This window comes from Bacillus sp. PK3-067, from assembly GCF_056738645.1.
Window position 1 is genome coordinate 4,409,910 of record NZ_CP096490.1, and the last position, 19,028, is coordinate 4,428,937.

The 19,028-nt window shown below is 37.3% G+C and carries 18 protein-coding genes and 1 pseudogene; 5 read left to right on the forward strand and 14 right to left on the reverse strand.

Annotated features, from left to right (window positions below):
• Positions 1-2: 2 nt before the first annotated feature.
• The 6 genes from yajC to ruvA are packed head-to-tail and all read right to left on the reverse strand — an operon-like array spanning position 3 to position 4,336.
• A complete protein-coding gene (gene yajC / locus M1D73_RS22690; protein ID WP_000991115.1) occupies positions 3-263 on the reverse strand; it encodes a preprotein translocase subunit YajC in 261 nt (86 codons plus the stop codon).
• A 27-nt stretch (positions 264-290) separates the two neighbouring features.
• Positions 291-1,430 carry a tRNA guanosine(34) transglycosylase Tgt gene (tgt, locus tag M1D73_RS22695; RefSeq protein WP_000125365.1) on the reverse strand — a complete coding sequence of 380 codons (1,140 nt, stop codon included), beginning with the start codon at positions 1,428-1,430 and terminating at the stop codon, positions 291-293.
• 12 nt (positions 1,431-1,442) lie between these two features.
• Positions 1,443-2,495, reverse strand: a complete 1,053-nt coding sequence (queA, locus tag M1D73_RS22700; RefSeq protein ID WP_000354014.1) for a tRNA preQ1(34) S-adenosylmethionine ribosyltransferase-isomerase QueA — start codon at positions 2,493-2,495, stop codon at positions 1,443-1,445.
• Between the two features lie 19 nt (positions 2,496-2,514).
• Positions 2,515-2,715: a DUF2905 domain-containing protein gene (locus tag M1D73_RS22705; RefSeq protein WP_000138162.1), complete on the reverse strand. Its 201-nt coding sequence runs from the start codon at positions 2,713-2,715 to the stop codon at positions 2,515-2,517.
• On the reverse strand, positions 2,712-3,713 hold the full coding sequence (gene ruvB, locus M1D73_RS22710) for a Holliday junction branch migration DNA helicase RuvB (RefSeq protein WP_000344449.1): 1,002 nt from the start codon (positions 3,711-3,713) through the stop codon (positions 2,712-2,714). Before ruvB ends, M1D73_RS22705 begins: the two co-directional genes overlap by 4 nt.
• A 5-nt stretch (positions 3,714-3,718) precedes the next feature.
• The gene (ruvA, locus tag M1D73_RS22715) at positions 3,719-4,336 is read right to left on the reverse strand and encodes a Holliday junction DNA helicase RuvA (protein WP_000464511.1); all 618 of its coding nucleotides are present in this window, start codon (positions 4,334-4,336) and stop codon (positions 3,719-3,721) included.
• 188 nt (positions 4,337-4,524) lie between these two features.
• Between ruvA and M1D73_RS22720 the strand changes: the two genes are divergently transcribed.
• On the forward strand, positions 4,525-5,469 hold the full coding sequence (locus tag M1D73_RS22720) for an iron-hydroxamate ABC transporter substrate-binding protein (protein WP_000823606.1): 945 nt from the start codon (positions 4,525-4,527) through the stop codon (positions 5,467-5,469).
• Positions 5,470-5,483: 14 nt separating this feature from the next.
• On the opposite strand, the gene M1D73_RS22725 is transcribed toward M1D73_RS22720, so the two are convergent.
• Positions 5,484-6,014 carry a BofC C-terminal domain-containing protein gene (locus tag M1D73_RS22725; protein ID WP_000871192.1) on the reverse strand — a complete coding sequence of 177 codons (531 nt, stop codon included), beginning with the start codon at positions 6,012-6,014 and terminating at the stop codon, positions 5,484-5,486.
• Between the two features lie 429 nt (positions 6,015-6,443).
• Between M1D73_RS22725 and M1D73_RS22730 the strand changes: the two genes are divergently transcribed.
• The gene (locus tag M1D73_RS22730) at positions 6,444-6,878 is read left to right on the forward strand and encodes a hypothetical protein (RefSeq protein ID WP_000721223.1); all 435 of its coding nucleotides are present in this window, start codon (positions 6,444-6,446) and stop codon (positions 6,876-6,878) included.
• 33 nt (positions 6,879-6,911) lie between these two features.
• On the opposite strand, the gene M1D73_RS22735 is transcribed toward M1D73_RS22730, so the two are convergent.
• The 5 genes and pseudogenes from M1D73_RS22735 to nadB form a co-directional block, all read right to left on the reverse strand.
• A complete protein-coding gene (locus tag M1D73_RS22735; RefSeq protein ID WP_001093536.1) occupies positions 6,912-7,556 on the reverse strand; it encodes a YhcN/YlaJ family sporulation lipoprotein in 645 nt (214 codons plus the stop codon).
• Between the two features lie 1,947 nt (positions 7,557-9,503).
• Positions 9,504-9,660, reverse strand: a pseudogene (gene safA, locus M1D73_RS22740) (SafA/ExsA family spore coat assembly protein); the annotation flags it as partial.
• Between the two features lie 225 nt (positions 9,661-9,885).
• Complete coding sequence (gene nadA / locus M1D73_RS22745) at positions 9,886-10,992, reverse strand: quinolinate synthase NadA (RefSeq protein WP_000025342.1); 1,107 nt, start codon at positions 10,990-10,992, stop codon at positions 9,886-9,888.
• Positions 10,993-11,021: 29 nt separating this feature from the next.
• Entirely contained in the window at positions 11,022-11,855 is an 834-nt protein-coding gene (nadC, locus tag M1D73_RS22750) for a carboxylating nicotinate-nucleotide diphosphorylase (protein WP_121868086.1), read from the reverse strand.
• A gap of 19 nt (positions 11,856-11,874) precedes the next feature.
• The gene (gene nadB, locus M1D73_RS22755; RefSeq protein WP_100655102.1) at positions 11,875-13,404 is read right to left on the reverse strand and encodes an L-aspartate oxidase; all 1,530 of its coding nucleotides are present in this window, start codon (positions 13,402-13,404) and stop codon (positions 11,875-11,877) included.
• 152 nt (positions 13,405-13,556) lie between these two features.
• On the opposite strand from nadB, the gene M1D73_RS22760 reads away from it, so the two are divergent.
• The 3 genes from M1D73_RS22760 (at position 13,557) to M1D73_RS22770 (ending at position 15,968) form a co-directional block, all read left to right on the forward strand.
• Entirely contained in the window at positions 13,557-14,699 is a 1,143-nt protein-coding gene (locus M1D73_RS22760) for an IscS subfamily cysteine desulfurase (protein ID WP_000973777.1), read from the forward strand.
• Positions 14,699-15,241 carry a transcription repressor NadR gene (locus M1D73_RS22765; RefSeq protein ID WP_000812275.1) on the forward strand — a complete coding sequence of 181 codons (543 nt, stop codon included), beginning with the start codon at positions 14,699-14,701 and terminating at the stop codon, positions 15,239-15,241. Before M1D73_RS22760 ends, M1D73_RS22765 begins: the two co-directional genes overlap by 1 nt.
• Before the next feature lie 79 nt (positions 15,242-15,320).
• Entirely contained in the window at positions 15,321-15,968 is a 648-nt protein-coding gene (locus tag M1D73_RS22770; protein WP_000510666.1) for an MOSC domain-containing protein, read from the forward strand.
• Between the two features lie 160 nt (positions 15,969-16,128).
• On the opposite strand, the gene pheA is transcribed toward M1D73_RS22770, so the two are convergent.
• Positions 16,129-16,980 (reverse strand): prephenate dehydratase, encoded by an 852-nt coding sequence (gene pheA / locus M1D73_RS22775; protein ID WP_000621705.1) that lies wholly within the window; start codon positions 16,978-16,980, stop codon positions 16,129-16,131.
• Between the two features lie 96 nt (positions 16,981-17,076).
• Positions 17,077-18,990 (reverse strand): ABC transporter permease, encoded by a 1,914-nt coding sequence (locus tag M1D73_RS22780; RefSeq protein WP_001028683.1) that lies wholly within the window; start codon positions 18,988-18,990, stop codon positions 17,077-17,079.
• Between the last annotated feature and the right edge of the window lie 38 nt (positions 18,991-19,028).

Consider the following 19,028-nt stretch of genomic DNA (forward strand, 5'->3'; position numbering starts at 1 on the left):
CATTAGTTTTTCACAACTTCACGAATCGCATTGCGATCGAAAGTTAAGTGTGAACCACCAGATTTAATAACGATTTTTGTCTCATCTACTGATTCGATTGTACCGTGTAAACCACCGATTGTTACGATAGCATCACCTTTTGCTAACTCACTTTGCATTTGAGCAACTGCTTTTTGACGTTTTTGTTGCGGGCGAATTAATAAGAAATAGAAAATCGCAAACATCGCAACGATCATAACGATATTCATCATACCTGCATTCATCTTTTGTTCCTCCTTTTAAATTATGTATTAGAAGTTTTTAGCATTCGGTTTATTAAAGCCATACTGTTCAAAGAACTCTTCGCGGAAATCGCCAAGACGGTCTTCACGAATAGCTTGTCTCACCTGCTCCATTAAGTTTAACAGAAAATGAAGGTTGTGATAAGACGTTAAACGAATTCCGAACGTTTCATCACATTTCATTAAGTGACGAATGTACGCACGTGAGTAGTTTTTACATGTGTAGCAATCACAGTTTGGATCAAGCGGACCGAAGTCTCTTGCGAATTTCGCATTTTTTACAACAAGGCGACCTTCACTTGTCATACATGTACCATTTCGAGCGATACGAGTTGGAAGTACACAGTCAAACATATCAATACCACGAATTGCGCCATCGATTAACGAGTCAGGAGAACCTACACCCATTAAGTAACGAGGCTTATTATCTGGAAGAAGTGGTGTTGTAAACTCAAGAACACGGTTCATAATATCTTTCGGTTCACCAACAGATAAACCACCTACAGCGTAACCAGGGAAGTCCATTGAAACAAGATCTTTCGCACTTTGACGACGAAGCTCTTCGTACTCCCCGCCCTGTACAATACCGAATAAACCTTGATCTTGCGGACGTTCATGCGCTTTTAAGCAACGTTCTGCCCAGCGGCTCGTACGCTCTACAGATTTCTTCATATATTCAAAAGTAGCTGGGAATGGTGGACACTCATCAAATGCCATCATAATATCTGAACCTAATGCATTTTGGATTTCCATCGCTTTTTCTGGTGATAAGAATAATTTATCTCCATTTAAGTGATTACGGAAGTGAACGCCTTCCTCTTCAATACGACGGAAGTCACTTAAACTGAATACTTGGAAACCACCAGAGTCTGTTAAGATTGCACGATCCCAGTTCATAAATTTATGCAAGCCGCCTGCTTCACGAATAATTTCATGACCTGGACGTAGCCATAAATGATACGTATTACTTAAAATAATGCCAGAATCCATTGCTTTTAATTCTTCTGGTGACATTGTCTTAACTGTTGCAAGTGTACCAACTGGCATAAATGTTGGTGTATCAAATGAACCGTGCGGCGTATGCACACGACCTAAACGGGCACCCGTTTGTTTACATGTCTTAATAAATTCATAACGAATTGCTGTCATAACTTACTCCTTTTATTTGTTTCTCATTTTAGCGTGAGATGCAACGAACATTGCATCACCGAAGCTAAAGAAACGATATTTTTCTTTTACTGCTTCATTATAAGCATGAAGTACATTATCTCTATTTGCAAATGCACTTACAAGCATAATTAATGTTGATTTCGGTAAATGGAAGTTTGTAATTAAACCATCAATTGCTTTAAATTCATATCCCGGATACATGAAAATATCTGTCCATCCAGAAGCGGCGCAGAGCTTACCGTCATGATCTGTTGCAATTGTTTCTAACGTACGAGTTGATGTCGTACCTACAGTAATAATACGTCCACCATTCTCTTTCACACGATTTAATAATGCCGCTGTCTCTTCAGACATATGATAATATTCTGCGTGCATATGGTGTTCTTCAATCGTGTCTGCAGAAACTGGTCTAAATGTTCCAAGTCCTACGTGAAGTGTAATGAATGCTAACTGAACGCCTTTTTGCTTTAACTTCTCAAGTAACTCTTCTGTAAAGTGAAGTCCCGCAGTCGGCGCTGCTGCTGAACCGATTTCTTTCGCATATACTGTTTGATAGCGATCGCGATCTTCCAGCGTCTCTTTAATATATGGAGGAAGCGGCATTTCCCCAAGTTCATCTAAAATTTCATAGAAGATGCCATCATATGAAAATTCAAGCTGGCGTCCACCTTGATCTGCAGTTCCTGTGCAAGTTGCTTTTAATTTCCCTTCGCCAAAAGAGATAACAGTTCCTTCTTTTACACGTTTCGCTGGCTTTACAAGCGTTTCCCACTTATCACCTTCTTCTTGTTTTAAAAGAAGTACTTCAATGTGCGCGCCTGTATCTTCTTTCACACCGTGCAAACGAGCAGGCATAACTTTCGTTTCATTTAAAACTAAGCAATCCCCCTCATGTAAGTAAGAAAGAATATCCGTAAAATGTTTATGCTCAATATCACCTGTTTCACGGTCTAACACCATTAATCTTGATGTTTCACGATCTTCTAACGGGACTTGTGCAATAAGTTCTTCTGGTAAATGAAAATCAAACAGATTTATATCCATAGCTATATCCACCTATTTCTTATTTAAATCGATTTATTATATACATAATAAAAGATAATACAATACTTAACACAATACATGTAATGATAGGAAAATAAAAGGTAACGTTTCCTTTTTTCACAAAAATATCGCCTGGAAGCCTTCCAATGAACTTCCAAGCTAATCCAACAACAATGAGTAAGATCCCGGCTGTAATAAGCAGCTTTGGCATCTCCGTCATACTTTTGGTATCTCCATTCCGAAATGTTCATACGCAAGCGGCGTTACAATTCGGCCCCTTGGCGTTCGTTGTAAAAAGCCAATTTGTAATAAATACGGCTCATACACATCTTCAATCGTATGAGATTCTTCTCCAATTGTTGCTGAAACCGTTTCTAATCCAACTGGACCGCCACGGAATTTCTCAATAATACCAAGCAGTAATTTATGATCAATATGATCTAGACCTAATTTATCTACTTGCAGTAGCTCTAATGCCATTTGTGTAATTTCCATCGTAACCGTTCCGTTACCACGAACTTGCGCGAAATCACGTACACGTCTTAAAAGACGATTCGCAATACGAGGTGTACCACGAGCACGTCTTGCAATTTCTAATGCAGCTAACGAATCGATTTCAACTTCAAATACTTCTGCTGTACGTTCAACAATCGCAGAAAGCTGATCTACTGTGTAGTACTCTAACCTTGAAAGTACACCGAAGCGGTCACGAAGCGGTGCCGATAATGCTCCAGCACGTGTTGTTGCTCCAACTAATGTAAATGGCGGTAAATCTAGGCGTACAGAACGTGCTGAAGGCCCTTTTCCAATTACAATATCAAGGCAAAAGTCTTCCATCGCAGGATACAATACTTCTTCAATTGATCTATGCAAACGATGAATTTCATCAATAAATAATACATCCCCTGGCTGAAGCGCTGTTAATACAGCAGCTAAATCTCCTGGTCTTTCAATTGCGGGACCTGAAGTTGTTCTAACATTAACGCCCATCTCATTGGCAATAATATTCGCAAGCGTCGTTTTACCAAGACCTGGTGGTCCATATAAAAGCACGTGATCTAACGTTTCTTCACGCATTTTCGCCGCTTCAATAAATACTTCTAAATTATGTTTTGCTTTATCTTGGCCAATATACTGACGGAGCGTCTGTGGCCGTAATGAATATTCTAAATCCGCATCTTCATATGCAGATTCCCCTGAAAGGAGACGTTCGTCCATTATACTCACCTCTTACCATTTAGTAAAAGACTAAGTGCCTTTTTAATATACTGATCCGTCGTTAATGATTCTTTTAATAACTCTGGTACAACACGAGAAACTTCGCGTTCTGCGTATCCAAGTGCGCGGAGAGCTTCCAGTGCCTCATCAAGCTCAGCTGATGAACCTTTCTTCTCATCAAAACGTTCTGTGTCTGAGAATAAATCAACAAATGCATCTGGTACGACATCTGCTAGTTTTCCTTTTAAATCTAAAATCATTTGGCGTGCTGTTTTCTTTCCGACGCCTGGGAATTTCACTAAAAACTTCTCATCTTCATGCTCAATCGCTTGAACGACCTGTCCTGTTTGACCAGAAGCTAAAATTGCAAGAGCTCCTTTTGGCCCAATGCCAGACACGCCTAACAACTTTGTAAATAATAAACGCTCTTCACGTGTTTTAAACCCGTAAAGTGCCATAATATCTTCTCTCACATAATGATATGTATAGACACGGATTTCTTGCTTACTTCTTTGAAATACATACGGATTTGGTGTGAAAATTTGATAACCAATTCCATTATGATCAATTACGACATATTCCGGCCCTACATACTCCACGTAACCTGTAACATATTCAAACAAAATACGATCTCTCCCTCTTAAATCATGTATTCCATTTTAACATATTTAATGATAGAAAAGCGAGACTGCCCCAACAAATGTTCTCCACTTGAAACTTCTGTTATTTTCCATTGACAGAAAGGTTAAAGCACCTTAATATACAGAAGTCGATAATGATTATCAATACTAATTAAAGGGGTTACATCAGGATGAAACGTAAGCTATTTATTTTATTTACTATTATGCTCGTTGTTCTTTCTATCGTTGGCTGTTCTTCTCAAAAAGAAGAATCGAAGGCAAAAGAACAACCGAAAACAAAAGTTGTAAAACATGCTAAAGGTGAAGCTACAATTCCAGTAAATCCAAAGAGAATTGTTGACTTATCTGGATCAACAGAAGAACTATTACTTCTTGGACACAAACCTGTTGGTACAGCAAATACATATAAAGATAAAATCCAAAATCACTTAACAGACAAGTTAGATGGAGTAAAAGCAGTAGGTTGGTACTGGGCACCTAAAGTTGATTTAGAAGCTGTTACTGCTTTAAAACCAGACTTAATTATTTTAAACAACCGTCAATTAAAAATTTATGATCAACTAGAAAAGGTTGCACCTACAGTTGTTCTAGAAACAAACTTAGAAGACTGGCGTGGTAAGTTTAAAGAAGTAGGTAAGCTATTTGACGAAGAGAAGAAAGCAGACAAATGGATTGCAGACTACGATAAGAAAGCAGACTCTTTATCTAAAAAAATTAAAGAGAAAACAAAAGATGAGAACTTTATGTTCGTTGCAGTTACACCACAAAACTTCCGTGTATACGGTAGCTTCGGATACGGTGACATCATCTTTAATGACTTAAAACTTCCAGCAACAAAAGGTACGGATTTAAAACAAACGATGGCGCAAGTATCACTAGAAGGTCTAGTTGCATTCCAGCCTGACCAAATGTTTATTGTAAACTTCGGCGGCGAAGCTGATAAAGTTTACGAAGACTACAAAAACAGTGCCGTTTGGAAAGACAATAAAGCAGTTAAAAATAATCACGTATATGAAGTATCAAATGAAGTCTTCAATACGAAAGCATTCAATCCAATCGGAAAAGATATGCTAATTGATGAAATCGCAAAAGAAATTTTAGCTAAAAATAAATAAGAAAAAAAAGCAGCTCACCATGAGCTGCTTTTTTTCTTACTTTGAACTGCGTATTGCTTCATTTTTTCAATCGTCTTCACAAAACCTTCTTTTGATTTAATACGAATGCCACGTTTCAATTTCGCACGTTCATAGCTCTCAAGCTTTTTCATATCAATTTGAAAGAAAGAATGGATCGCATTATCACTTTTCGGTACACCTTTGAAAATTTGTAATATCCCTTCCTCCGAAACACCAAAATACCCGCTCGTTTTCAATAACGGAGAAATATCATCAACTTTCTTTTGCAATACAATTTGTACATCATCACGATCAACGAGCTGCCATTCTTTATACTGCTGTAAAAACTTTTCTAAATCCGTCACTTTTTCTGTAAGTATTTCTTCGCTTACTTCGCCATCAACATACATACGCTCTAATAAAATTGTAACCTCAGGTTCTTTTTTCGTTACTTCTGGTACTGGCCCTTCCGCCTTCACATTCGTTCCATAAACGAAACAAAACATCATAACGAAAGCTTGCATCGCAATCAGTATCCATTTCATTTCCGTTCACCTCTTTTAGGCAAGATCATACTTTCATTAGTAGTTTTTCCGGAAATGGGGGTTTTATCCATATTACATTTCTTTCGAAAAATAAAAAATGCAGATAAGGGTTTACCTCATCTGCATGTATCATTTACTTTTATATAAAATGAAAGACGCCTGCAAAGCAGGCGTCTTGATGCGTTTACGGCGAGAGACCAGGCGACCACATTCGCGTGTTTAGCACTTAAGCATATCTCTCGTCTTACGTAAATTAGCTCATCGCTTTGCTAATATAACATTAATAAAGTATAAGTGCAACATGTTTATAAAAATATTTCATTTCCTCTTTCATCCAAATTATTTTATGTAAATTATAAATTGATAATTGCAATATATATGTTACAATTAATGTGACAGCGAAATCATAATAAGCAGGGGATGAATATTATGAAAAAAATAAAGGATGAACGCCTCATTCTTCAAATGTTAAAAAACATACGTATTGTCTTTCTTTTTCAATACATTGGCGTAGTTGGAATTTTAGGCTATATCGGATTCACTGAAGGCATTGATCAAATTACGAAATCTCCATTGTGGCTATTATTTATGTTTACAAGTATTTTACTTGCTTATTTACAGTTAAGTGTTTCAATCGATGTAGAAGAAGGCGAAAAGGAAATACAGTTAACTCCTTATTACAAACTTGTCTTCCACTCCCTTATTGTAGGAATCGTTACGGCTATTATTTATATTATTTTCAGTCCAGAAAGACCTCTATTTGAAGCTATTTCAACAGGTAGTATTCTTTTCATATGCTTTTTAGTTTCTTATTCCGTTAGTTATTTTATTAAAAAACGTCGCTTACAAGACAACGATGAATAAAGAGGAAGGGCTATCCCTTCCTCTTTTGTTTTGTTATCGCACTGTACCAGTTAAACCGTAACGAATGTCTCGGAACATATTCACTATGTCACGATTAAAATCGTTTGTAACTGTACCGTTACGTAGACGCGTACTCATTGCATCGACACGAGTAAACATATCATTTCTTACAGAAACATATACGTTTCTGTTTCCAACTTCATTTGCAACAGCTTGACGAATTTCGTTAGCCATCGCCGTTTCATTTGTCACTGTGTTACGTGGTTTTACCGCAATCGCTACATCGTTTCCATATACAACTGTAGACACACGGTCTACGTTATTCATACGTTTCACACGATTTGTTATTCTTTCAGCTGTTTTACCATCATTGTTAATGTATGAATTGTTCATTGTAATATTACGAGTTGGATGCGGATTAGCAATTTGTCCATTGTAATTTACATCTCGATAATAATTGTATCCTGTATCGTTACGACCATTTCTATATGTTACATAATCTGTATAACGATCATTACGTGTCACATTATCACGATACTGGTGTGTATCATTATAAGATGTACGCTCGTAATTGTAGTTACGTCCATCCATTGCATTGTTATCTTTCGGTGTACCACATGCAGCTAATGCACTGGTAACTAACAAAGAAGCAGCAATCACTTTTACTTTCGTATTCAATACAAAAACCCCCTCTGTTAGAATGAGCTTCTCTACTGAAAAGCTCCCTCTTATGATGAGTAACCGAGAAGGTTTTTACACTGTTAATATTTCACTGGGAATTTTCTAGCACTTCATAAAAAAACTTCATTTTCTTAATTAACAGGAATGTAAAAAAGGCGGGAATACTCCCGCCTTTTTAAACTTCTTCTTCGTCCTCTTCTTCTGAAACGGGCTCTCCAAATACATTCGGTGGATCTGGTTGATAATACATCGTTCCTGGCTGTGGTGCATATGCAGACTGAGTTGGTTGGTAATATAAAGGATTCGCATATTGCGGACCGCCTGGTTGTGGACTATATAGTCTACTTTCTCCTCCGCATCCACAATCTTCCTCACCCTGCACAAGCGGCGGCATATTATTATCCATTGGCATCATATTCTGGTTTGGCATAGACGTATATTGCGGTCCGAACGGCGCTCCTTGCTGATATGGCATTTGATATGGATTTGGTTGTTGATAATACGGATTCGGCGGCATCATGGGCTGTTGATACGGCATTTGATAGGGCATCATATTGGGTGGTTGATTGTTATCCATAATCGGCATCATATTCGGCATTTGATTGTTATCCATAATCGGCATTATATTCGGCATTTGATTGTTATCCATAATCGGCATCATATTCGGCATTTGATTGTTATCCATAATCGGCATCATATTCGGCATTTGATTGTTATCCATAATCGGCATCATATTCGGCATTTGATTGTTATCCATGATCGGCATCATATTCGGCATTTGATTGTTATCCATAATCGGCATTATATTCGGCGGCTGGTTGTTATCCATAATTGGCATTATATTCGGTGGCTGGTTGTTATCCATAATTGGCATTATATTCGGTGGCTGGCTGTTATCCATGATTGGCATTATATTCGGTGGCTGGTTGTTATCCATGATTGGCATTATATTCGGTGGTTGGTTGTTATCCATGATTGGCATTTGAATATTTGGCATTTGAATATTTGGCGGTATGACTTGTGGAATAACTACATTTTCTTTCGATACATTTGGCGATACTATATTCCCTACGTTTTCTTTTTTCACTTGCGGTGACACTATATTCCCTACGTTTTCTTTTTTCACTTGCGGTGACACTATATTCCCTACATTTTCTTTTTTCACTTGCGGTGACACTATATTCCCTACATTTTCTTTTTTCACTTGCGGCGATACTATATTTCCTACATTTTCTTTCTTCACTTGTGGCGATACTATATTTCCTACATTTTCTTTCTTCACTTGTGGCGATACTATATTTCCTACATTTTCTTTCTTCACTTGCGGCGATACTATATTTCCTACATTTTCTTTCTTCACTTGCGGCGATACTATATTGTTTTTTTTCGTTTGCGGAGAAATGATATTGTTAGGTTTCATTTTACTAATTTGAGGAGCAATTAACTCGCTTCCTTTTTTTATTACATCTGAAATTTTATATTCTTTTTTCGGTTTTATTGGTGGTTGTGGCGGCTGCGGTAATACATTTACCGAAAACTTCGTGTTTTCTTTTTCCGCCGGTTTTTGTTTTTCTATCACAGGTGGTTTTTGAATAACAGACGGTTTTTCAACTGATTTTTCTTTTTGAATTGGCTGTTCTTTTTGCACCTCTTTTTGCGGTTTCACCTGTACTTCTTTTTGTGGCTTTACCTGCATCTCCTTCTGTGGTTTCACCTGTACTTCTTTTTGCGGCTTTACCTGCATCTCCTTTTGCGGTTTTACTTGCACTTCTTTTTGTGTTTGTTGCATAGCTGGCTGCTGTGTAATTGGTGCTGATTGATACGTAACTTCTTCTTCATCTTCTATTCCAAGCGGAGTTGGTGTTGCTGCAAATTCTTTTTGCTGCACTTCTTTTACGTATTGCTTTGGAGGCGCTGAACCTGCTCCAGCCTGTTGTTTCATGTGAACACTCTTGGATGGCACTTTAATTTTCATACCTGGCATAATTAAATCTGGATTACTAAGTTGTGTATTTGTTTTTTTCAACGTGTCAAAATCCACTCCGTACTTTTTCGCAATTTTCCAAAGGGTATCCCCTTTTTGCACGATATGAATTTTCAAATTTTCCCCCTCCTGTATAACTTATCTATAAGTAACAAATCTCATGAAGTAACTCTTTCTAAATAACATTAACTTCTTTTCACTTTTATCACTTCTTCGATTTTCAATATCATTCGAAGCGGAATAAGCATAAAGAACCACAATGATTTCTTCAAAACAATGTATGCCCATTTCGTTCTCGTTATGATTATATGTATGAAAAAAAGCAACAGGAATACCGTTGCTTTACACACGCTCTAACATACGATTTAATGCAAGAACCGCTTCTGCCGTTACTTGTTTGTCTACGCTAATAACGTTAATTTCTTCTCCTCTTTCTATCGTTTCAAGTGCCCATAATAAGTGAGGCAGATCAATTCGGTTCATCGTTAAGCACGGACACATAAATGGATTAAGTGAAACAATTTCTTTATCTGGATGTTGCTGAATAATTCGGTTCACTAAATTCATTTCTGTACCAATCGCCCATTTGCTACCAGATGGCGCTGATTCAATCATATCAATAATATATTTCGTTGAGCCTGCATAATCTGAAGCAGCTACAACTTCATAGCAACATTCTGGATGTACAATAATATTCATATCAGAATGATTTTTTCGTACGCTCTCAATGTTCTTCACTGTAAAATTTTGATGAACAGAACAATGCCCTTTCCATAAAATTACTTGAATTTCTTCTATATCCCCATCGTACTCTAATGAATCTGTGTGTGGGTCCCATACTGCCATTTTATCTAACGGGATACCTAAATCGTACGCTGTATTTCTCCCTAAATGTTGGTCTGGTAAAAAGACGAGACGTTCTTTTTGAGTAAACGCCCAAGATACCATTTGCTTTGCATTAGAAGATGTTACTGTTGCTCCTCCGTTACGACCACAAAACGCTTTAATTGCAGCTGTAGAGTTCACATATGTTAACGGAATCATCGTATCTCCAAATAATTTCGTGAGCTCTTTCCATGCTCTTTCTGTTTGTTCAATATCTGCCATATCCGCCATCGAACAACCTGCACGCATATCTGGTAAGATGACAACTTGATCATCTGTCGTTAACATATCTGCTGTTTCCGCCATAAAGTGCACCCCGCAAAACACAATATATTTTGCGTCTTTATTGCTCGCTGCAACTTGCGCAAGCTGAAGTGAATCCCCTACTGCATCTGAAAATTGTACCACTTCATCTTTTTGATAATGATGCCCTGGAATGAATAACATTTTCCCCATTTTCTCTTTAATTTCACGAACACGCTTTTCCATATCTTCCGTTGACATCGTGTAATAACGCTCTGGTAACATCGTTTCAATTGGCTGTACTTGTTCTAAAATACTCATATACGTTTCTCCCCTCTAAGCCACTTTCCTTATCCTTCAATATTGAAACTAATATCAAGTGCTTTCACTGAATGTGTTAACGCTCCAAGTGAAATATAATCTACTCCTGTTTTTCCGTATTTCGGTAAATCTTCAATTGTGATGCCCCCTGAAGCTTCTGTAACGATAGCACTTGGTACAATTTTTGAAAACTCCCGGATTTCATCTAGCGTACGATTATCGAACATAATAATATCAGCACCAGCAGCAACAGCCTCTCTCACCTGTTCCTCATTTTCTGTTTCTACTTCTACTTTCACCATATGTCCTAACTTCTCTTTCACTGATGTAACAGCTTTTGTAATAGAACCAGCAAACGCAATATGATTGTCTTTAATCATGACACCATCATATAAACCGAAGCGATGATTAAATCCACCGCCGCACACGACTGCATGCTTATCAAACATACGTAGTCCTGGCATCGTTTTTCGCGTATCACAAATGCGAGTATGACTGCTATCTAAAGCAAGAACCGCTTTACGCGTCATCGTCGCTATTCCGCTCATACGCTGAATAACATTTAATATAACGCGCTCTGCTGTTAATAACGATGCAATTGGACCTTGCACAGTTGCAATGATTTCGCCTTTTTCTACAAGGTCCCCATCTTTTTTATGAAGCTCTACTTCAATTCTCTCATCAATTAATTTAAATCCTGATTCAATTACTAAACGTCCTGCAAAGACCCCTGTATCCTTCGCAAGAAATGTTCCTTTCGAAAGCAAGTTATCTGGAAAAATAAGCTGAGATGTTACATCTCTTTCCCCTATATCTTCTAAAAAAAATCGATTTAATGCTTCTTTAACTTTTATCGTGTTCATAAAGCCCCTCTTCCCCTCATCACACAAGTTGTCGTTTTCTCTTTACTCGAACAATCTCTTTCTTTCCTATATTTCTATCTGGATAATCACTCCTGTAATGCCCGCCAATACTTTCTTCTCTTTGCAAGGCTGACACAACTATAAGCTCACAAACCGTTAACATATTAATAAGCGTTATCTCTTCATTCGTAAGAACATCATGTTGTAATATCATATTTCGAACACCATACTTACTAAGCCATCTCTTCGCATAAGATAAACTTTGCTCTGTTCGCACAATCCCAACATATTTCATCATGCATTTTTGTATTTCTTCTTTCGTCGGTAAATGATTCAGAACGATAAACTTTGCTTCCTTTTCGGCTAGCATGTTCACCTTTTCTTTTGTCTCTCTAGATAAAATGTGTCGTCCGATTCTTTTTCCAAACACAAGACCTTCTAATAATGAATTACTCGCTAATCTATTTGCACCATGAACCCCGTTACAAGCTACTTCACCGACTGCGTATAAGTTCGGAATAGACGTCTCTCCATCACAGTTCGTTTTCACGCCGCCCATGTGAAAATGAGTACCAGGCACGACTGGAATAAGTTTTTTATTTATATCGACTCCATTTGTTTTACATATCGATGACACGGTCGGAAAGCGTTGTTCAAAGTTTTGAATCATTTCGATGTTTAAGTACACTTTTTCACCCGCAAGTAGCTGTTCATGAATAGCCCTTGCGACTACATCACGAGGCGCTAAATCCTGTTCGGAATGTATATCCATCATAAAGCGCTGCCCTTTTCCATTTACAAGGACAGCTCCTTCTCCGCGAACAGCTTCGGACACAAGACCAGAACAACGCCCACCCGCGTATAACATCGTCGGATGAAATTGTATAAACTCTAAATCTACAAGCTCTCCGCCTGCACGGTACACCATTGCAAGTCCATCGCCTGTAATCGTCTCATCATTAGAAGTAAAGGCGTATAAACCGCCAATACCGCCTGAAGCTAACACCGTATAATCTGCATTGTAACGTTTCAATTCTCCTTTATTGTTGCGAGTTAAAGCCCCAACACATTTATCTTTTTCTATAATAAAATCGAGCACCATTTCCTGTTCCACTACCGTAACGTATGGAGCTACTTCTTGAATAAGATGCTCTAATAAATTCTTTCCTGTTGCATCGCCACCTGCATGTAAAATACGACGTTTTCGATGCGCTCCTTCTTTTCCAAGATGAGGACCTGTTTCATCTCCATCAAATTTCATTCCATTTTCAATAAGGTTATTAATTTCTTTCGGTCCTTCCTCGACTAAATAACGGACCACTTCTTCATTGTTATAATGACACCCTGCTACTAGCGTATCTTCAAAATGATCATTAGGATTGTCGTATGTAGCTACCGCTGCGGCAATTCCACCTTGGGCTAAATGTGTATTATTATTACGTTCCGTCTCCTTTGTGATAATAATCACATTCTTTTCGTGACAAATCTCTTTTGCAACACGAAGTGCCGCAACGCCACTTCCAATAATTAAGACATCTGCGCTTGGCATAATTGTTGCCTCCTACTTTACACTTTTCAACTGTCTTGACACCTATATTTACATAGTTTTAAAATAATGACAAGAGTTTTTTTATAATTCTTATTTTCACTACCATTTAAAAAGTAAAAGAAATGTAACTCTTACTAGAGAGAGGAACTTACATGATGATATATCTTGACTATGCAGCTACTACACCTATGAGCGAGGAAGCGTTACAAACATATATGAAAGCAGCATCGCAATACTTCGGAAATGAACAAAGTTTACATGATATTGGAGGAACGGCTTCTTCTTTATTACAAGTTTGCCGAAAAACATTTGCGGAAATGATTGGAGGCAAAGAACAAGGAGTATTTTTCACAAGCGGTGGATCGGAATCGAACTATCTTGCGATTCAATCACTTCTAAATGCCCGAAATAAGAAGCATATTATTACGACACCTATGGAACATGCATCCATTCGAAGTTATTTTCAATCTCTAAAATCAAAAGGCTATACGATCACTGAAATTCCTGTTGATAAAAATGGACTCATTTGTTTAGTAGATTTAGAGGCAGCTATTACGGAAGATACTGTGCTAGCAAGTATACAGCATGGAAACTCTGAAATCGGAACCGTTCAAAACATTACAGAAATCGGGGCACTTTTAAAAAAATATAATGTTTTATTTCATACGGATTGTGTGCAAACGTTTGGTAAACTGCCTATCCATGTTTTTGAGATGGGGATTGATAGTCTTTCTGTTTCAGCACATAAAATATACGGACCAAAAGGTGTCGGCGCTTGCTACATAAATCCGCAAACTCGCTGGGAACAAGTATTTCCAGGAACTTCTCACGAAAAAGGATTTCGCCCAGGTACAGTGAACGTTCCCGGCATCGCATCTTTTTTAACAGCTGCTGAAAATATATTAAAAACTCAATGGGAAGAAAGTTTACGTTTTAAAGAGTTACGATCCTACTTTTTAGAGCAAATACAAACACTTCCGCTAGAAATTGAAGTAGAAGGTCATTCTACTTCTTGTTTACCACATATTGTTGGGGTTACAATAAAAGGAATAGAAGGTCAATATACTATGCTAGAATGTAATCGCCATGGTATCGCCATTTCCACCGGAAGTGCTTGCCAAGTCGGTAAACAAGAACCTTCGAAAACTATGCTTGCAATTGGAAAAACGTATGAAGAGGCAAAACAATATGTCCGCTTCTCTTTCGGACAACAAACAACGAAAGATCAAATTGATACTACTATTCATGCACTACACACAATTGGAAATCAATTTTATAGAGGTGTTAAATCATAATGAAACAAAATGAACAAAAAAAGATTTTAGGTGAAGAAAGACGACAACTTATCCTCCAGTGGCTTCTTGCTGCAAATGAACCGTTATCGGGGAATGAACTATCGAAAAAGACGAACGTAAGTAGACAAGTTATCGTGCAAGATATTTCCTTGCTTAAAGCACGAAACGAACCAATTATTGCGACTGCTCAAGGTTATTTATATTTAAAGCCACAAGAGAAGCAACAAACTTTTGAACGCGTAATCGTATGCCAACATAAACCAGCAGAAGTACGTCAGGAACTTACAATGCTTGTTGACCATGGCGTTACGATTAAAGACGTAAAAGTTGAGCATCCTGTATACGGTGACTTAACAGCCTCCATTATGGTAAGCAATCGCTTTGATGTAGAGCAATATTTACAAAAAATCGAAAACACAAATGCTTCCTATCTTTCACAACTAACAGATGGTATTCACTTACATACAATCGAGGCAGATTCTAAAGAAAAATTAGATGCTGCTTGTGAGGCGTTAGATAAAGCAGGATTTCTCGTTTATTAATGTAAAGCACAGAGTTTTTATCATTCTCTGTGCTTTTTTAATGCTATAATATTGTAATCAATCGTAAAGGAGATCAAATATGGGAATTGAACTCGTTCACTTTAGCATTGGCAAACCGAAACAAATGAAATATGGCGAAGATAAAGAAATGATAACAGGTATATGTAAAGATCCTACAGAAGAGGCCTTTCTCTCAAAAGACGGATTTCGTGGTGATGACGTAGCGGATTTAAAACATCACGGCGGACCTGATCGCGCTGTTTGTGTGTACCCACACGAGCATTACGCACTATGGGAAGAGGAATTTCAAACTACGCTTCCCGCTTCCACATTTGGTGAAAACATTACCGTAACAAATATGTTAGAGCATGACGTATGCATCGGAGATACATATCAACTAGGCGAAGCAATCATTCAAGTAACGCAAGCTCGCGTACCTTGTAGCACAATTTCAAAACGTCTTGGCATCCCTGGCATACTGCCGCGTATTGTAGCAACTGGATTTACTGGCTACCTATGCCGCGTTCTTCAAGAAGGTACTGTACGTAAAGATTCAAAAATTACATTACTAGAACGTCCATCAAGCAATGTTTCTGTTTTATTCTCTAACGAAATTTATTTTCATAATAGAAAAGATAAAGATGGCATCGAGAAGATTCTTGCTGTTCCAGAACTAGCTGATATTTGGCGTGGTCAATTAGAAGATCGTCTTGCGAAGTTAAAATAAAGTGAAACTTTAATCAGCCCTCACCAATCGGGCTGCCCGGCAAATAGCGGGATAAAGAATCCCACCTTTTGCAGGTGGGATTTTATTAATCTATCAAAAAATATACTAGGCAATGAAATGATATGGACGATTAGGCAAATACAAATATTCCATCTACATCTTACAACCAATAAGAAGAATAACTCCCCAGTACAGTAACAGAAAAACCGAGTGCTTCAAGTTCCATCGTTACGCCTGGCAATAATACGTCATCGTATGCTTTATCGACATCGATTAAGAAAAAGTAATTTCCAAGACCTGTTTTCATCGGACGCGATTCGATTTTTGATAAGTTTAATTTTCTCCATGCGAAAGCTGATAACACTTGATATAGGGCACCTGCATAATCTGCAGGTAACGTTATCATAAGCGTCGTTTTCTCTCCGCGGTTCTCTCCGTTATTCGGGAGTACTGCTTTCTTTTTCTTATGGAGTACTAAGAAACGTGTGTGATTATTTTTATGCGTATGAATACTACGTCTCACAATTGTTAATCCGTATTTTTCTGCAGCCGCTTCATTTGCAATAGCGGCAATTTTCTCTTCAGGATGTTCTTTCACATATTGTGCAGCAGCACTTGTAGATGTCATATCTCGAACAGTTACTCCTTTTAATTCTTCATTTAAAAATTTATGGCACTGTGCAATGGCATGCGGATGAGAATGCACTGCATATACTTCTTCCCACACTTCTGCATACTGCGGATGTACAAGTAAATGCTGCTGAATTGGTACTGTAATTTCTCCTACAATGGAAAGCGGCTGCTCATGTACAAGGTAATCAACCGTTATATTCACTGAACCTTCTATTGCATTTTCTAACGGTACAACTGCGAAGTCTACATTTTCATTTGCAGCTGCATCTATACAATCTGGAATCGTTCGATACGGTACATGCTCTGCTTCCGGAAAAAAACGACTCACCGCCATATTTGTAAATGTTGCTTCTGGTCCTAAATATCCTACTCGAATCATCGTCTTTTCCCCTCTTTTTCGTTTTCTTACTGTTATACCATACTTTTTTATATTCTTCTATGTAAATTTCGAATATTTAAAAAAGACTAGCATTCGCTAGTCTAAATGTTTCTTATACTCTCTTTGAGCGAAGAAGAAATAAATGATACATGCTGCGATATAAAACAGAATGAACAAACCTACTTTTCTGAATGATCCATCCATAAAAAGCGTATTATGAAACGTATATAATGCAACTGCACTATGCATACTCCCTACTATAATTGGCGCAAAAAATAGCATACATAATTGCCAACGAGAAATTTTCCATACTTCTTCCTTCGTCATTCCAAGTTTAGAGAGTGCACCATACTGCTTTCGGTCCGATGCAATATTATGGAACCATTTAAAATACACGATACTACATGAAGTGAGAAAGAATAATATACTAATAAATGAGCCTACAAATAGAGTAATATCGCCGCCTTCTTTCATATTTACATACAACTCCATATTGCTTCGAAATGCATTATTATTATCTTGTTTTATATGTCTCCGTAAATCTTCATTTAATTTCTTCGTCTTTTCGATATTTGATAATGTGTAGCCTCTATATATCATTTTTTCAGAATCAGGAACCTGATTTGCTATACTGTCAAAATCTTCATCATTCATAACGAAGAACAGACCATTAATGTACGAAGGGTGATGGTTAAATTGAACCCCTTCTTTCTGACCGTTAAATACGAATTGATATGGTTGATTCATTACTTGCAATTGAATCTCTTTTTGATTATATACATTCGAATTATTGTATTTATTATAATAAACGAGTGTCACTGTACCTTTTTTAGGACGATACGTTTTCTGTCTTTGTTTCCTTGCTTCTTGGTTATATTCACTTTCTTTTATAAGCGGTACTATTGTTGTTTCTCCCTTATTAGACTGAAAGGATGCATAAACTCCAACAAAACTCATATATTGAAAATCATCATACTCATATTGATGCAGTAATTTTTCAACCGCACCTTCCTCAAAGACTTCATGAGTAGAAATACCTTTTTCTATGTACGAAAACGAGTGTACCCCTCCAGTTCGCCACATATCTTGCATGCTAGAAAAATATAAGAACACCGTACCTGTTGCTGTAACTACAAACGTCGTTGCCATAGACATCAGAAAGAAAAAGCGACCATTTTCCTTCATTCGATGTGACAATTGATTCACTATAAATAAATACGGATATGTATACATAATCTTTTTATTTCGCTTTATCATTTCTAACACTTGGGTAGCTCCATGTGTAAAAGAAAAGTACGTTCCAAAAAAGACAAGTATAGACACAGGGAAAAAGTATATTGCTATCGTAGTCATCGTCACTTGTAGCGCCAACGCATACCCGCCCACTAAACAAGCAAAACCAAATAAACAAAGCCACTTTGATGTTTTCTTCTCTTTTTTATCTGTTCGAAATTCTTTCAATAACCGAATGATTTTTATATTCCATATACGTAAAGCACTTATAAAAGATAACAAAATAAAAACGACCATATATGTAATAAATGTTACACCAATCGCCCTTACGTCAAATATCACAGGGAGTTCTTTCGGAAGCCCCAGTAACATACTAAATACCATGAAGAAGAGCTTTAAAAAGATCAAGCCCAGCCCTATACCGAAAATATTAGCAAAAATTCCAATTAATATTTGCTCGGTCATAATTACTCCTATTACGTTAGACTTCGTTGCTCCCATTAACATATATAACCCTAATTCTTTCTTACGTGCTTCTATGAAAATAGAAGTAGAGTACAAAATAAATATGACGAAAAAAGAAATGATTATAACATTACATATGATAAGTCCCCAACGTACGTTTTGATACCACATCGTCTCTTGCATATACGGATGCACAATGACAGACATATATGCGTAAGAAGCAAATATTGCAAAACAACTACTTAAGAAAAACACTTTATAATTACGCCAATTTCCTTTTATATTTTGCAGCGCTAGTTGCCAAATGTTCATCTATCGTCCTCCTGTAACTTACTACATAGGCAAAAAGC

Excerpts from the sequence above, each read along its gene's own strand:
- yajC (WP_000991115.1), bottom strand. The coding sequence starts at position 263 with ATGAATGCAGGTATGATGAATATCGTTATGATCGTTGCGATGTTTGCG.
- tgt (WP_000125365.1), bottom strand. The coding sequence starts at position 1,430 with ATGACAGCAATTCGTTATGAATTTATTAAGACATGTAAACAAACGGGT.
- queA (WP_000354014.1), bottom strand. The coding sequence starts at position 2,495 with ATGGATATAAATCTGTTTGATTTTCATTTACCAGAAGAACTTATTGCA.
- M1D73_RS22705 (WP_000138162.1), bottom strand. The coding sequence starts at position 2,715 with ATGACGGAGATGCCAAAGCTGCTTATTACAGCCGGGATCTTACTCATT.
- ruvB (WP_000344449.1), bottom strand. The coding sequence starts at position 3,713 with ATGGACGAACGTCTCCTTTCAGGGGAATCTGCATATGAAGATGCGGAT.
- M1D73_RS22720 (WP_000823606.1), top strand. The coding sequence starts at position 4,525 with ATGAAACGTAAGCTATTTATTTTATTTACTATTATGCTCGTTGTTCTT.
- M1D73_RS22725 (WP_000871192.1), bottom strand. The coding sequence starts at position 6,014 with ATGAAATGGATACTGATTGCGATGCAAGCTTTCGTTATGATGTTTTGT.
- M1D73_RS22730 (WP_000721223.1), top strand. The coding sequence starts at position 6,444 with ATGAAAAAAATAAAGGATGAACGCCTCATTCTTCAAATGTTAAAAAAC.
- nadA (WP_000025342.1), bottom strand. The coding sequence starts at position 10,992 with ATGAGTATTTTAGAACAAGTACAGCCAATTGAAACGATGTTACCAGAG.
- nadC (WP_121868086.1), bottom strand. The coding sequence starts at position 11,855 with ATGAACACGATAAAAGTTAAAGAAGCATTAAATCGATTTTTTTTAGAA.
- nadB (WP_100655102.1), bottom strand. The coding sequence starts at position 13,404 with ATGCCAAGCGCAGATGTCTTAATTATTGGAAGTGGCGTTGCGGCACTT.
- M1D73_RS22760 (WP_000973777.1), top strand. The coding sequence starts at position 13,557 with ATGATGATATATCTTGACTATGCAGCTACTACACCTATGAGCGAGGAA.
- M1D73_RS22765 (WP_000812275.1), top strand. The coding sequence starts at position 14,699 with ATGAAACAAAATGAACAAAAAAAGATTTTAGGTGAAGAAAGACGACAA.
- M1D73_RS22770 (WP_000510666.1), top strand. The coding sequence starts at position 15,321 with ATGGGAATTGAACTCGTTCACTTTAGCATTGGCAAACCGAAACAAATG.
- pheA (WP_000621705.1), bottom strand. The coding sequence starts at position 16,980 with ATGATTCGAGTAGGATATTTAGGACCAGAAGCAACATTTACAAATATG.
- M1D73_RS22780 (WP_001028683.1), bottom strand. The coding sequence starts at position 18,990 with ATGAACATTTGGCAACTAGCGCTGCAAAATATAAAAGGAAATTGGCGT.